The sequence below is a fragment of the Novosphingobium sp. Leaf2 genome (assembly GCF_001421325.1).
In the GTDB taxonomy this organism is placed as follows: domain Bacteria; phylum Pseudomonadota; class Alphaproteobacteria; order Sphingomonadales; family Sphingomonadaceae; genus Novosphingobium.
Genome location: NZ_LMJY01000012.1, coordinates 190,850 through 204,130, shown reverse-complemented (window position 1 = coordinate 204,130; position 13,281 = coordinate 190,850). Strand labels below are relative to the sequence as shown.

Sequence of the window (13,281 nt, the reverse complement as noted above, 5' to 3'; positions counted from 1 at the left end):
GCGTAATCTTCAGGCCACGCTTGCGCGCAGTCCATCCTGCTTGTGCAGGGATATCGTGAACAGGAAAATAAGCAGTCCGCCCAAGGAAAGGGCTGCGCCGATCCAGCCTGTGGAGGTCAGCCCGTAGCCGGCCGAGATCGCCATGCCGCCCAGCCACGGACCCAGCGCATTGGCGGTGTTGAAGGCGCTGTGATGCGCGGCAGCTGCCAGCGCCTGCGCGTCTCCGGCTACATCCATCAGCCGCGTTTGCAACACCGTGCCGATGCCGCCGCCAAAGCCGATCAGCAGGACGACGACGCACAAGGTCCAGATGTTGCCGGCGAACACTGAGAACAGCGCGAGCGATACGGCGCTAAACAGTAGCGCGCCAATAGCGGCCCGGTTTTGCGCGCGATCGGCCATCCAGGCCCAGAACAGGTTGCCTGCCGTCATCCCGATGCCAAAGATCGCCAGCACGGCGGGCACCCACTTTTCGGAAACGCCGGTAACCTCCATCATGGTGGAGGCGACATAGGTATAGACGCAAAACAGGCCGCCAAAGCCTACCGCGCCGGTCAGCAGGGTGAGCAGAACCTGCGGGCGGCGCAACGCGCCCAGTTCGCGCAAAGGACTGGCGTTGGCGTTCGCCGGCTGGCGCGGCGCGAACAGGGCGACTAGTGCCATCGTGACCAGAGCGAGCACGGAGACCACCGCAAAGCCACTGCGCCAGCCCAGCGCCTGGCCCAGCCAGTTCGCCAACGGCACGCCGATGATCGTCGCCACCGTCAACCCGGACATCACCATCGCGACGGACTGCGCCCGCTTGTTGTCCGGCACCAGCGAGGCGGCGACCAAGGCGGCGATGCCGAAGTATGCGCCATGCGGCAGCCCGCTCAAAAAGCGGAACACCAGCAGCATGGGATAACTGGGGGCAAGAGCGGACACGCCATTGCCGATCGCGAACAGCGCCATCAACCCGATCAGCAGCGTGCGCCGCTCGATCTTGGCGGCCAGCACGGCAATGACAGGGGCGCCCACCACCACGCCCAGCGCATAAGCGCTGATAGCGTGGCCGGCCTGCGGCTCGGTAATGTGCAGGTCGCGCGCGAAAAACGGCACAAGGCTCATCGCGGCGAATTCGGTAGTGCCGATAGCGAAGGCGCCCATGGCCAGCGCCAGCGTTACCAGGGCGGGGTGGGTGGTGCGGGTGGTCATGGTCGTCCGATCGGCAATGCTGCAGCGCAATATCTCATATGCCCCATCTAGCGATGGATCGCACGCCGTGAAGAGCCTGCCGTTTGCGATTTGTGCATGCCTTGCCGGAAGACGCGCAACGTGCGGCTAAAAGACCGGGTCGAACCCCGGCGGCAATTCACCGGGTGCGGTGGTGCCGTCAGGCTGGCCGGGCACATGAATGCCGCATTCCGTCTTGTCCCAACCCTTCCACCGGCCCGAACGTGGGTCTTCGCCGGGCGCGACGATGCTGGTGCACGGCATGCAGCCGATAGACGGATAGCCTTGCGCCACCAGCGGATGGGGCGGCAGGTCATGCTCAGCAACGTAGGCGGCGAGGCGTTCGGCGGTCCAGTCGATCAGCGGGTTGATCTTGAGGCGCCCCTGCACATCCGTACCGTCGATCTCGAAACGCGGCAGCAGCGCGCGGGTGGAGGCCTGGAACGCCTTGCGCCCGGATAAGGTGGCGTCGAAATCCGCCAGCGCCTTTGCCAGAGGCTTGACCTTGCGGATCTCGCAGCAACCGTCGGGATCCCACGACCAGCGCAGGCCGTTTTCATCCTTCTTGACGATTTCTGCCGCATCCGGCTCAAGGTTGATCAGATTGGTCAGCTTTAGTCGTTCGACCAGCAGATCGCGATAGGCCAGCGTTTCGGGGAAATGCTTGCCGGTTTCCAGAAACAGCACAGGCAGCGACGGGTCCACCCGGCTGACCAGATGCAGCAGCACCGCGCTTTCCGCCCCGAAGCTGGATACCGCAGCCACTTTACCCGCCAGCCCTTCGCGCAGAACCGCGCTCAGCATGTCGAGCGTGCCCGAACCATCGAAGCGCGCGTTCAGCCGCGCCGCGTCCGCTTCGGCGAACCGGGCCCCGGTGTCGATGCGGTCAACGGTGCGTGCCTCTGCGGCGGCATTTTCGATCAGGGCAGCGTCGTCAGCTTCGGTACGGAACATGGGGATGTCGCTTTCGGGCGGAAGTATCGGGATCACGCCGGGTGGCGTTTCGCCCAGATCGGCTGGCGGCCATCCACGGCGGTGGCCTGATAGACGTTGTCCCATCGCGACCATGCAGCACTGGCATCGGCTTCGTTGAGCGGCTTGTCAGGCGCGAAGGCGTCGAAGCCGCAGCGCCGCAGATGGCCCAGCATGTCGATCACCACATCGCCCACCGCGCGCAGTTCGCCGGCGTAGCCCGCTTCGCGCAGGATCCGTGCCGAGGAATAGCCGCGCCCGTCAGTCCATGCCGGGAAATTGACTTCGACGAGCGCGATCCGGTCCAGCGCGGGCAGCAGCGCGCGTGCGTCATCACCCGGCTCGATCCGCACGGCGGTGGCGTTCGACTGGTCTGCAAACGAATCCACCGTCACCGCCGGATCGTTGACAGCCTCGTCGTCGCGAAAGCGAAACTGGACCTCAACCATAAATGGCCTCCTTGAACGGATCCATGCCGATGCGGCGGTAGGTATCGAGGAAACGCTCCTCGCCCTGCTTGTTGGCGAGATAGACCTGGGTGGCCTTTTCCACGGCATCGACCACGCCATCCTCGGTAAAGCCGGGGCCGGTGATCCGGGCAAGCGAGGTGTCCGCACCTTCGCTGCCGCCGAACGAGAGCTGGTAGTTTTCCAGCCCTTTCTTGTCGACGCCAAGAATGCCGATGTGCCCGGCATGATGGTGGCCACAGGCGTTGATGCAGCCCGAAATCTTGACCTTCAGCTCGCCGATCTCGGCCTGCTTTTCGGGGCTGGCGAACCGCTGCGAGATCTTCTGCGCCAGGGGGATGGAGCGCGCGTTGGCAAGGCTGCAATAATCAAGGCCGGGGCAGGCGATGATGTCGCCCACCATGTCCAGGTTCGGCGTAGCAAGGCCGGCCCCGTCCAGCGCCTGCCACACGGTATGCAGGTCTGCCTTGCGCACATGCGGCAGCACGATGTTCTGGGCATGGGTGACGCGCAGTTCATCGAAGCTGTAATCGCGGCCCAGCTGCGCCATCAGGCGGATCTGGTCAGCGCTGGCATCACCGGGGATGCCGCCGATGGGCTTGAGGCTGATCGTGGCGATCACATAGCCGGGCTGCTTGTGCGCCGTGGTGTTACGTTCCACCCACAGGCGGAAATCGGGGTCCGACAAGTCCAGATCATCCGGTGCGGACGGATCGAACGCGGGGTCTGTGAAGTGCGCCCTGATCCGCTCCAGCTCGGCCAGCGGCGGCTCGATCGGCTGGGTGAGCAGGTGCGCGAATTCCTCCTCCACCTGGCGCACGTATTCGTCGCGGCCCAGTTCGTGGACCAGGATCTTGATGCGCGCCTTGTACTTGTTGTCGCGCCGGCCATAGCGGTTGTAGACGCGCAGGCATGCCTCGGAAAACGTAATCAGCTGGTCCAGCGGCACGAAATCGCGGATCATCGGTGCGATCATCGGGGTGCGGCCCATGCCGCCGCCGGCATAGAACTGCGCGCCAAGCTCTCCGGCATCGTTGCGCACGATCTTGATGCCGATATCGTGCAGGCGCATCGCCGCGCGGTCCGTCTCCGATGCGATCACGCAGATCTTGAACTTGCGCGGCAGGACCAGGAATTCCGGGTGGAAGCTGGACCACTGGCGCAGCAGTTCGGCATAAGGGCGCGGGTCGACGATCTCGTCAGCGGCAGCGCCGGCGAACTGGTCGGAACTGATGTTGCGGATGCAGTTGCCGCTGGTCTGGATGGCGTGCATTTCCACCGTCGCCAGTTCGGCCAGCGCATCGGGCGTCTGGTCCAGCTTGATCCAGTTGTACTGGATGTTCTGCCGCGTGGTGAAATGGCCGTAGCCCCGGTCGTACTTGTCGGCAATGTCGCCCAGCAGATGCATCTGCGCGCCGCTCAGCGTCCCATAAGGGATCGCCACGCGCAGCATGTAGGCGTGCAGTTGCAGATACAGCCCGTTCTGCAGGCGCAGCGGCTTGAACTGGTCCTCGGTCAACTCGCCGGAGATGCGGCGGCGCACCTGGTCGCGAAATTCCTCGACCCGGGTGGCGACCATCTGGTGGTCGTATTCGTCGTACTTGTACATCAGATCACCCAGTTCACGGCTTCGGGGTCGGACGGCTTGAGCGTCAGGTCGGGGCGCACGGTGGGGCCCAGCGCGCGGATACGCTCCTTGATGTGCGAGGGGCGCACACCCTCGTCGGTTCTGGCGCCATCGACGACGTAGGCCGCGAACACGTTCTGCGCGCCTTCCTCACGTGCGATGATCGCGGCGCCATGATCGCCTACGTCCGCCGAATCGTTCACATCGAGCGACCAGCCCACGCCAGTCCACCAGACCACCGCCCCGCTCTTGAGGTCGTTGCCCGTCAGGATCTTCACTGCATAGCCTCCAGCGCGGTTGCGCAAATGGTGTTGTCCGCCGCCTGTGCGGCCACCGCGCCGATAACGATAAGCGCCGGGCTTTGCACCCTTTCCCTGTCCACAAGATCGGCAAGCCCGGCCAGCGGCGCGCGCAGCACCCGCATATCGGGGCGGGTGGCCTTTTCGATCACCGCCACCGGCACATCGGGCGCCAGCCCATCTGCGATCAGCTTGTCGGAAATCTGCGCCGCGGTGGCCAGCCCCATGAAGATCACCAGCGTGCGGCCATGCCCGGCAAGCCCGGACCAGTCCTGATCCGAAAGCCCCTTGCACTGCCCGGCCACGAATGTGACGATCGAAGCATGATCGCGGTGGGTGAGCGGGATCTGCGCGGCTGCTGCCGCGCCCATCGCCGACGATATGCCCGGCACGATCTCGACCGGAACACCGGCGGCACGACACGCCTGCGCCTCTTCGCCGCCGCGTCCGAACACGAACGGGTCGCCGCCTTTCAGCCGCACCACGTCGTGGCCGGCAAGCGCTTCACGCACCAGCAAGGCGTTGATGTCATCCTGCTTCATCGTGTGGCGCGAACGGCTTTTGGCGACCGACACCAGCCGGGCCGAGGGCCGGGCCATCGACAAGATCGCCCCATCGACCAGCCCGTCATGCACGATCAGCGACGCACCCATGATCAGCCGCGCCGCGCGCAGCGTCAGCAGGTCAGGGTCGCCGGGGCCCGCGCCCACCAGCCAGACGGTGCCGATAACGGGGGAACGGTCGGAAGGAAGGGTAGCTACCATGACAGCGCAGATGGCCCCGCTGCCCCCAAGGTGCCAGTCAGAATGGCTTTGCCGGGGCTAAGTCCATCTTTACGCGTTAGGCGGCGTGGACAGATTCCGCGATCCCGAAGGGGCTGGACCAAAAGCCGCCACTTCCGCGTCGGCTCGGCTCGAAATATCGACATATTCTATCACCTCGCCTCCTTGAACTGACGGCTTTTGCCTCCAGTCGTGGCGATGCCGAATTTGTCCACGCCGCCTAATAGCCGGCGCTGCCCGCAAACCTTAATTGCCGGGACGGGAGGTTCATTAGGCCGTTCTCTAACCAAATGTTAACCGCACTATTGGACTTTCGCGCAATCAAGGAGATGGCGCGATGCCCGTAGCGGCGCAATTTATCGAGACGAGTGAACCCGGCCGGCCCCGCGCCGAGCGCCGCCGGTTGATGCTGGAGACGCAAGGGGCGCTGGCGTCCGGCGCCGAAGCGCAAGTGCGCGTGCACAACTTTTCACAAACCGGCGTGTTGCTCGAAAGCCGGATCGACCTGGACGTGGGGGAGGGGATCGACCTGGAACTTCCCGGTGCCCCACAAACGCGCGCGCGCGTGGTGTGGGCCAGTGGTCACCTGTATGGCTGCGCGTTCGAGACTCCCATCCCGCCCGCAACACTCAGCGCGGCGGCCCTGCGCAGCGCCGTGCAGACGGAACTGGGTCTGGGCCCGGCGCCGGTGCCGGACGCGCCCGCCGCGATGGGCGGCGAAAGCCTGGGCGAGCGCCTGCATCGCCTGCGCAAGCTGCGCGGCTTGACGCAAGGCGAACTGGCGAGTCGGTTGGGTGTGTCTAAACCCACGGTTTGGGCGTGGGAGCAGGGGCGCGCGCGGCCGATCGAGGAGCGCGTGGAGGCAATCGCACAGGAACTGGGGGTGGATGTCGCCGATCTGCGGCCAAACCGGGCGGTGCCGGGATTAAGCGACCTTATCGCCCGCTGCCGCGAACAGATCGCTGCCGTGGTCGAAACCGCTCCGGAAAAAGTCAGGATAATGATCGAGTTGTAGGATTAACGCGAATAACAGCGCTGGTGCCGGCTCCTTTAACAAAAAGCAGCCAATGTAAAATGCGTTAGCTTACGTCTATAACTTTGAATTTATTTGTAAATTTATGGTTAAAGATATTAATGTTTGGGTTGGATTGGTATATTTAAAAGGCAGGGTGGCGATGTCGGCATAACGGTTGGCAAGCCATATAATGGTCTCAGGGACGAACCGGGGCGCTTGGGCATGGGCATGAACTTCACGTTCCAGGAAAGCTCGGTCCTCTACGGCATGCTGGCCGAGAGTACGACCGACGTGATCCTCAAAACCGATGCAAAGGGCTTCATCGTCCACGCCACTGTTGCGATCAGCGAACTGGGGCTGAGCGCCGCTGTTACGCGGGGTGAATCCGGCGCGGCCATCGGCACACACCTTCTCGATCTGGTGTCGCCCGATGCGCGCCAGAGCGTGTCGCGCGCTCTCTCCGGTGCTCTGGCGGGCGAGGATACGGGGTGGGTGGAATTTCCCGCCGTCACCCATGATGATCGCAGGCGCTGGTTCGAGATCCGCTTGCGCGCGCTGCTGCGCCACGATGGCGCGCCTTATGGGGCGCTTGGCATCATGCGCAACGTGGACGAGTTGCGCACTTTGGGCGAGCGGCTGTTCACCGCCACCTACACCGATCCGCTCACAGGGCTCACCAACCGTGCCGCATTCATTTCGATGCTGCAGCACATGATCGAGGCGAAGATGGATGGGTGCCTCGGCCTGTTCAGCATCGATTTTTTCCGCACCATCAATATGCAGTACGGCCAGGGAGCGGGCGATACCGTGCTCACCGTGTTCGCCGACCTGCTGCGTGATATGCTGCGCAGCGAGGACATCATCTCGCGCATCGGCTCGGAACGGTTCGCAGTGCTGCTGCCGCGCGTCACCCCGGCGGAGGCGGAGGCCATCTGCCGCCGCGTGGTCACGACGCTTGCCGACCTGAAGCAGACGGTGGAGGCCAGCCACTTTGCGATGACTGCCAGCGCCAGCGTAGCGCGGATCGAGAACAGTCTGGATTCCACTCTGGAGCGGGCGGAAATGGCGCTGTTCGTCGCCAAGGCCAAGGGCCGCAACCGGCTGGAAATGGAAAAGCCTGTGCGGCTGGCTGTCGGGTAGCAGCCTTCAGGCCATGACGAGCGGGGCGTGCCGGTCCACCAGCACCGCGCTCGCCTGGTTCATGCCGATCAGGTCCACCGCGATACCGTGCGCGCGCATTTTGGTTACCACATCTTCCAGCGCGCCCACCGCCGTCACATCCCACAAGTGCGCTGCCGTCAGGTCGATGCGCACCGCGCGCGCGGTGTCACGCAGGTCGAAATGGTCGGCAAAAATCTCGGCGCTGGCAAAGAAGATCTGGCCCGAGACGGTGTAGACCCGCGTATCCGTTTGCGCCTCGTAATCGACCGTCACGCGCATCAGCCGGGTTACCTTGAACGCGAAGAACACGCCGCTGAGCAACACGCCGACGGCCACGCCCGCCGACAAATCATGCGTGGCGACGGTAACCGCCACGGTGGCGAGCATCACCACGCCAGACACCTTGGGATGGCGCGCCAGGTCGGCCAGTGAGCGCCAGGAGAACGTGCTGACAGAGACCATGATCATGATCGCCACCAGCGCGGCCACCGGCACTTGCGCCGCCCAGGGACGCAGCGGCACCATCACCACGAGCAGGAACACGCCGGCGACCAGTGTGGAAGCACGGCCACGCCCGCCGTACCGCACGTTGCCCACCGTCTGGCCGATCATCCCGCAGCCGGCGATCCCGCCGAATAGCCCGGCGGCAACGTTGGCGAGGCCAAGGCCGGTGCACTCGCGCGCCTTGGAACTGGTGCTTTCGGTCAGGTCATCGACAACGCGCGCAGTCATCATCGATTCCAGCAGGCCCACAGCGGCCATGGCGAACGCGTACGGCGCGATGATCCGCAGAGTTTGCAGGGTGAACGGCAAGTCCGGCAGCGTGAACGACGGGAGCGCAGCGGGCAACCGGCCAAGGTCGGCAACGGTGTGGATCGGCATCGGAAACGCGATGCTGATCGCGGTCAGCACCACGATGCAGATCAGCGGTGAGGGGATGGCCGTGGTCACCCGCGGCAGCAGATAGATGATCGCCAGACCCCCCGCGATCATGGCGTAGGTGTGCCAGGTCACGTCCAGCATCTGTGGCACTTGCGCGGAGAAGATCAGGATCGCCAGCGCATTGACGAAACCGGTGCGCACGGAGCGAGAAACGAAACGCAGCAGCACGTCCAGCTTCACCAGCCCGAACATGATCTGCAACATCCCCGCCAGCAGCGTTGCCGCCAAGAGGTATTGCAGGCCGTGACTGTGGACCAGCGCTGCGGCCACCAGCGCCACGGAACCCGCCGCGCCCGAGATCATCGCCGGACGCCCGCCGGCAAAGGCGATGACGATGCCGATCACGAAGGAAGCGAACAGGCCCACTTCCGGGTCGATCCCCGCGACGAAGGAAAAGGCGATGACTTCCGGGATGAGCGCAAAGGTGCCGACCATTCCGGCCAGCACATCGCGCCGCAAGTCTGCCGCGCTGGTGAACCATTCGGCGCGATACCGCGCGAGGGGAGAGGTGTTCATAACACAAGTATCCGCAAGGATCGCAGCAGCGCGGCCAGCAATGGCGGCGCGAAATCGGGCATGCGACGTGCGTTGTCCGGCGGATCGGCGGCCGGAATAGCCACCCGGAATTGCACCGGGTCCAGGCGAGTGCCTGTGCCCCTAATGCCAGGATTACGGCGGCGCAACACCGCTAGACGGAATTATTGGGAACGGATGATGCGGTTCGGCCGCTCACCGTCCCACAACAGCGGGGACCAGCTTGCGCACCAGCGGGTCCATCACTGCAGCGGCGGCCTGAGGCGTGTTGGCCACCACGCGCACCGTCAGCAGGTCACCATCGCGCAGCACCACCGCTGTGGCCCCCGCGCTGGACCCCAGCGGCCAGGATGACAGCCAGCCAACCGCCGGCCCCAGCGCCAGTCTCGAAATCCGGCAAGTAGGTTCGCGCCGCCGGCACAGTGCCTGCAACTGCGCCATCGTCGTCTCGCCAGACCGAACGCGGCCTTCCGTGCCATCCGTCTGCCGGCCCACCGCGATGGAAACCATCGGCTCGCCCTGGCACTGCGGGCAGTTGAACGCGGCGCTGGAGCCGCGCAGGGCGCTCTGGTAACCAGGGCCGAGCACTCGGGCAGCCTGCTTCGCGATTGCATTGATGTCCTTGGTGGCGAACCCCTGCGCGTGGGCGGGCGCGGCAATCGCAATCGCCGCCGCCATGATCGCTGCAAAGCTGACGTTTCTGATCATCGTCCGAACCTTCCGTTTGCTGTCGCGCATCCGGCCAGAGCAACCGCCGAATTTGCGCTATTCACGCCAGGCCGCCAGCGCCTGTTCGATATCGGCGATGAGGTCCGCCGGATCTTCCAGCCCGATCGCAAGGCGCACGCCGTGGCGGTCGTCCGCGCTGCAGACCGCAGGAGGCCAGGGCATGCGGCTGCGGTAGCCGGACGGTTCGATCGGCAGGGCCAGGCTTTCGAAACCGCCCCAGGAAAAGCCGATACCGAACAAGCGCAAGGCGTCGACGAAACGGTTGCGCGCAGATGCGGAGCCGCCCTTGAACACGAAGCTGAACAAGCCGCAGCCGCCGGTGAAATCCCGCTTCCAGATGTCATGACCCGGCGCGCCCGGCAGCATCGGACACAGGACTTGCGCCACTTCCTCGCGACTGGCGAGCCACTGCGCGATGGTCAGCGCGCTGTCGGCTTCGTGACGCAGGCGCAAGTGCAGGGTGCGCAAGCCGCGCAAGGCAAGCGCCGCATCGTCGGGCGATACCACGTTACCCAATTGCTGCGAGCGCTGGCGCAACCGTTCGTACAGGGCGGGGCCGGCGCTGGCGCTGCCCATCATCAGGTCCGAATGGCCACCCACATGCTTGGTGAGCGCCATGATCGACACGTCCATGCCGCGCTGCAACGCCGGAAAGCCGAGCGGCCCGGCCCAGGTATTGTCCATGATCGCAATCGCGCCTTTTTCGCGCGCCATGCGGGCCAGCGCGGGCAGGTCCGCCATCTCCATGGACAGGCTGCCCGGTGCCTCCAGCAGCACCGCGCGGGTGCGATCGCAGAACGCGGCCTGGTAACCGGCAAAGTCCAGCGGATCGAAAAAGCGTGGTTCTATCCCGAAGTCCGCCAGCAGCCCTTTGCCCATCGCGCGGCTGGGATCGTAGGCGTTGTCGCTGATCAGCACGACGTCCCCGGGCTTGAGCACCGTCAGCATGACCCCGGCGATGGCCGCAACGCCCGAGGGATACAGCACCGTTCCCGCAGCGCCCGGCTCCAGCGCGGTGAGGGCATCGGCCAGCGCCCATTGGGTGGGCGCACCACGCCGCCCGTAGAAGAAGCGTCCGTCCGCGTTCTCCCGGCCACCGGCGAAGAGCGCGGCGGTATCGGGATACAAGTGCGTGCTGGCGCGCCAGACCGGCGGGTTGACCACCGGCCCGGTCCATTCGCTGCGTCGCCCGGCATTCACGATCCGGGTCGCGTCGGCGAGATGATCGGCTGGCTGGTCGGTTTTCAAGGTATTCTCCGCAATGCGCGTGAAACTTCGGGCGATCTCAGACCGCTTGCGGAAGCGGTGCGTCGGCCACCGGCAGTACCGGATAGATCCGCGCGGTCTCCACTTCGCGGGCGGCCAGACCACGCAGTTCCTGCGTTCCGGTATCGAGCCGCAAGGGCGCCAGCGCGGCGTCTGTGGGGACACCCACGGTGTAAACCCGCCGCAGTCCGGCCTCGCCCCCTTCGGGAACCAAGCACAAGCGGACCAGCGGCACGAACAGCGAGGCATTGCCCTGCCGCACCGCGCGAATGGCGCTGAGCGGCAGCTGCACTTCGCCGGTTACTGCTTTGCTCTCGCCGCCGGACAGCGCATCGACGCTCCGCAGGGGGCGCAAGGCAGCGATGGCTGGGGCCAGCTGTTCATCGACCGGGATCGAGCCGTGCGCTCCGATCATGTCGCCATATAGGCGCGATGGCGGGAAGCCCTCGTTCGCGTTCAAGGTGATGCGGTACTGCAAGGTTGCATAGACCAGCGACAGGCGCAGGCCGACCGGCTCGAACTGCAGGTCCACCGCATCGGAAAACGCGGAGCGGGCCGGGGCGGCGGCGCGCGGCGGCGTTACCGCTTCGGGCATGAGCGGCGCGGCAGGAGGGGGAGCTACCGGGCGATCGGGCCGGATATCAGGTACGGCGTAAGCGTCGTCATCGGACGCCTTCTGACGCCGACGCAGCATCAGCATGAGGCCGGCGGCAATGATCATCGCCAGCGGGATCATCCACCACCATGACAGCCCGCCGGATTGTGTTTGCGCCGGTTGCGCCTTGCTTGCCGCATCAGGGGTCGGGGTGGCGACAGGCGCAGGCGAAGGCAGCGGCGCTACTGGCGAGGGTGTCGGCTTGGGCGTTGCCGACGCCGAGGGCTGCGGCGCGGGGGTTTCCGCGCGTTCCGGCGCATCGCTACGCTCAAGCGTCGGGGTTTCACGCGTCTGCGGCGTTGCGCGCGGACTGGGCGATGCGGTGGGTTCTGCGCGGCGTGGGGACGGGGTCGCACGCGGCGGGGGCGCCGCAATAACGGGCACAGGTTCCGGGGCCGCGCCGGACGGCCGGACCACCGGGTTCTGCGGATCGACCGGACCCTGCACCCTTGGTGCCTGAGTCGCGGTGGGGGACGGCAAGCTCCACGAGTTGGCGTTCTGGGCGGCGACGGGCCATGCCACTGATAAGGCCGCAACGGCGACGCTGGTCATGGCGGCGCGCGAAATGTTCAAGTGACTGCCCCTCGTGGTCTTTGTCTGATCATCGCCAAATCTGCTGTGAACCGCGTCTTAATGCGCCCAGCCTGGACGGCAAGCCGCTATGTGCTTTCGCCGGGCGGTTCGAAAGGGCTTTGCAGCTTGAACCGCGATGAAATCGGCGGCATTGGCCTTGGCATGAACGATACTCCGGCCACTCAGCCACTTCATCTGGGCCAGCAGACGCCGCTTCCGACATCTCCAGACACGGCGGTGCTGGATTATGTGCCCAACCCGCGCGAAGGCAGTTTGTACCTCGTGCGCTTCGCCGCGCCGGAATTCACGTCGCTGTGCCCGGTGACGGGCCAGCCCGATTTCGCGCACCTCGTCATCGACTACGCGCCGGGCGCAACCATTGTTGAATCCAAAAGCCTCAAGCTGTTCCTGGGCTCGTTCCGCAATCACTGCGGCTTTCACGAGGACGTCACGGTCGGTATCGGGCAGCGCCTGTTTGCTGAAATGGCGCCCAAGTGGCTGCGCATAGGCGGATACTGGTATCCGCGCGGCGGTATTCCGATTGACGTGTTCTGGCAGTCCGATGCGCCGCCTATTGGACTGTGGGTGCCCGATCAGGGCGTGCAAGGCTATCGCGGCAGGGGTTGATGGCAGTAACGGGCAAAAGCCCTCAGAAACCTGCGCTTGCCAGATGCATGCCATTGACGCGCGTCAGGTCGATAGTCCCTTGGCCCATGCTGGCCAATTGCCGCCCTGTAAGGCATTGTGCATACACTGTTGGTGCGTCAGCCTTGCGGGCCACTTCGGTATCAAGCGCGCTATCAACTTGTGAATTGCAAGAGGCACGCGTTTCGTATGTCTGGACAGGCGTTTCAAGGCGCTTGCACTCCGTGCCATCGTCGGAGCAGGCGAACAGGGCGAGGGCAAACAAAGTGGCGCTCATCAGACGTTTCCTTCCTTGTCAAAAGAACGAAACCATGGGTGCATGTATCCCGGCGCCGTTGAATAAATTCTACCAATAGCCGGGCGTATCTACCACGCAGATCGGTTGCATGCGCCTGTCCTGCA

The 13,281-nt window shown here is 65.0% G+C and carries 14 protein-coding genes and 1 other annotated feature; of the genes, 3 read left to right on the top strand and 11 right to left on the bottom strand.

Going from position 1 to position 13,281, the window contains the following annotated elements; all coding sequences use genetic code 11:
* Nucleotides 1-9: 9 nt before the first annotated feature.
* From ASE49_RS07590 to cobA, 6 genes are all read right to left on the bottom strand, one after another.
* Nucleotides 10-1,194 (bottom strand): MFS transporter, encoded by a 1,185-nt coding sequence (locus ASE49_RS07590; protein WP_056770037.1) that lies wholly within the window; start codon nucleotides 1,192-1,194, stop codon nucleotides 10-12.
* Nucleotides 1,195-1,320: 126 nt separating this feature from the next.
* Nucleotides 1,321-2,166 (bottom strand): phosphoadenylyl-sulfate reductase, encoded by an 846-nt coding sequence (locus ASE49_RS07585; protein ID WP_082456378.1) that lies wholly within the window; start codon nucleotides 2,164-2,166, stop codon nucleotides 1,321-1,323.
* Between the two features lie 32 nt (nucleotides 2,167-2,198).
* A complete protein-coding gene (locus ASE49_RS07580) occupies nucleotides 2,199-2,633 on the bottom strand; it encodes a DUF934 domain-containing protein (protein ID WP_056770034.1) in 435 nt (144 codons plus the stop codon).
* Complete coding sequence (locus ASE49_RS07575) at nucleotides 2,626-4,260, bottom strand: nitrite/sulfite reductase (RefSeq protein WP_056770032.1); 1,635 nt, start codon at nucleotides 4,258-4,260, stop codon at nucleotides 2,626-2,628. The genes ASE49_RS07580 and ASE49_RS07575 overlap by 8 nt, the downstream gene beginning before the upstream one ends.
* Entirely contained in the window at nucleotides 4,260-4,556 is a 297-nt protein-coding gene (locus ASE49_RS07570) for a DUF2849 domain-containing protein (RefSeq protein WP_056770027.1), read from the bottom strand. The genes ASE49_RS07575 and ASE49_RS07570 overlap by 1 nt, the downstream gene beginning before the upstream one ends.
* A complete protein-coding gene (gene cobA, locus ASE49_RS07565; protein ID WP_056770025.1) occupies nucleotides 4,553-5,341 on the bottom strand; it encodes a uroporphyrinogen-III C-methyltransferase in 789 nt (262 codons plus the stop codon). Before cobA ends, ASE49_RS07570 begins: the two co-directional genes overlap by 4 nt.
* Before the next feature lie 355 nt (nucleotides 5,342-5,696).
* On the opposite strand from cobA, the gene ASE49_RS07560 reads away from it, so the two are divergent.
* Entirely contained in the window at nucleotides 5,697-6,374 is a 678-nt protein-coding gene (locus ASE49_RS07560; RefSeq protein ID WP_056770022.1) for a helix-turn-helix domain-containing protein, read from the top strand.
* 228 nt (nucleotides 6,375-6,602) lie between these two features.
* Nucleotides 6,603-7,514: a GGDEF domain-containing protein gene (locus tag ASE49_RS07555; RefSeq protein WP_235522875.1), complete on the top strand. Its 912-nt coding sequence runs from the start codon at nucleotides 6,603-6,605 to the stop codon at nucleotides 7,512-7,514.
* A 6-nt stretch (nucleotides 7,515-7,520) separates the two neighbouring features.
* Here the strand turns inward: ASE49_RS07555 and ASE49_RS07550 are convergent, their stop codons facing one another.
* The 4 genes from ASE49_RS07550 to ASE49_RS07535 all read right to left on the bottom strand — a co-directional run bounded on the left by ASE49_RS07550 (nucleotide 7,521) and on the right by ASE49_RS07535 (nucleotide 12,234).
* The gene (locus tag ASE49_RS07550) at nucleotides 7,521-8,993 is read right to left on the bottom strand and encodes a SulP family inorganic anion transporter (RefSeq protein ID WP_056770016.1); all 1,473 of its coding nucleotides are present in this window, start codon (nucleotides 8,991-8,993) and stop codon (nucleotides 7,521-7,523) included.
* Between the two features lie 70 nt (nucleotides 8,994-9,063).
* Nucleotides 9,064-9,119: a sequence feature (sul1 is cis-regulatory element that is thought to sense ions involved in sulfur or methionine metabolism; They are found in Alphaproteobacteria), on the bottom strand.
* An 87-nt stretch (nucleotides 9,120-9,206) separates the two neighbouring features.
* Nucleotides 9,207-9,719: a hypothetical protein gene (locus tag ASE49_RS07545; RefSeq protein WP_156370190.1), complete on the bottom strand. Its 513-nt coding sequence runs from the start codon at nucleotides 9,717-9,719 to the stop codon at nucleotides 9,207-9,209.
* A gap of 57 nt (nucleotides 9,720-9,776) precedes the next feature.
* Complete coding sequence (metC, locus tag ASE49_RS07540) at nucleotides 9,777-10,988, bottom strand: cystathionine beta-lyase (protein WP_056770011.1); 1,212 nt, start codon at nucleotides 10,986-10,988, stop codon at nucleotides 9,777-9,779.
* 37 nt (nucleotides 10,989-11,025) lie between these two features.
* Nucleotides 11,026-12,234, bottom strand: a complete 1,209-nt coding sequence (locus ASE49_RS07535; protein ID WP_156370188.1) for a hypothetical protein — start codon at nucleotides 12,232-12,234, stop codon at nucleotides 11,026-11,028.
* Nucleotides 12,235-12,396: 162 nt separating this feature from the next.
* Between ASE49_RS07535 and queF the strand changes: the two genes are divergently transcribed.
* A complete protein-coding gene (gene queF / locus ASE49_RS07530; RefSeq protein ID WP_056770949.1) occupies nucleotides 12,397-12,861 on the top strand; it encodes a preQ(1) synthase in 465 nt (154 codons plus the stop codon).
* 22 nt (nucleotides 12,862-12,883) lie between these two features.
* Here queF and ASE49_RS07525 read toward each other — a convergent pair whose 3' ends face one another.
* Entirely contained in the window at nucleotides 12,884-13,156 is a 273-nt protein-coding gene (locus ASE49_RS07525; protein WP_056770005.1) for a hypothetical protein, read from the bottom strand.
* Nucleotides 13,157-13,281: the final 125 nt, after the last annotated feature.

Coding starts and splice junctions, on each gene's coding strand:
- ASE49_RS07590 (WP_056770037.1), bottom strand. CDS start 1,194: ATGACCACCCGCACCACCCACCCCGCCCTGGTAACGCTGGCGCTGGCC.
- ASE49_RS07585 (WP_082456378.1), bottom strand. CDS start 2,166: ATGTTCCGTACCGAAGCTGACGACGCTGCCCTGATCGAAAATGCCGCC.
- ASE49_RS07580 (WP_056770034.1), bottom strand. CDS start 2,633: ATGGTTGAGGTCCAGTTTCGCTTTCGCGACGACGAGGCTGTCAACGAT.
- ASE49_RS07575 (WP_056770032.1), bottom strand. CDS start 4,260: ATGTACAAGTACGACGAATACGACCACCAGATGGTCGCCACCCGGGTC.
- cobA (WP_056770025.1), bottom strand. CDS start 5,341: ATGGTAGCTACCCTTCCTTCCGACCGTTCCCCCGTTATCGGCACCGTC.
- ASE49_RS07560 (WP_056770022.1), top strand. CDS start 5,697: ATGCCCGTAGCGGCGCAATTTATCGAGACGAGTGAACCCGGCCGGCCC.
- ASE49_RS07555 (WP_235522875.1), top strand. CDS start 6,603: ATGAACTTCACGTTCCAGGAAAGCTCGGTCCTCTACGGCATGCTGGCC.
- ASE49_RS07550 (WP_056770016.1), bottom strand. CDS start 8,993: ATGAACACCTCTCCCCTCGCGCGGTATCGCGCCGAATGGTTCACCAGC.
- ASE49_RS07545 (WP_156370190.1), bottom strand. CDS start 9,719: ATGATCAGAAACGTCAGCTTTGCAGCGATCATGGCGGCGGCGATTGCG.
- queF (WP_056770949.1), top strand. CDS start 12,397: ATGAACGATACTCCGGCCACTCAGCCACTTCATCTGGGCCAGCAGACG.
- ASE49_RS07525 (WP_056770005.1), bottom strand. CDS start 13,156: ATGAGCGCCACTTTGTTTGCCCTCGCCCTGTTCGCCTGCTCCGACGAT.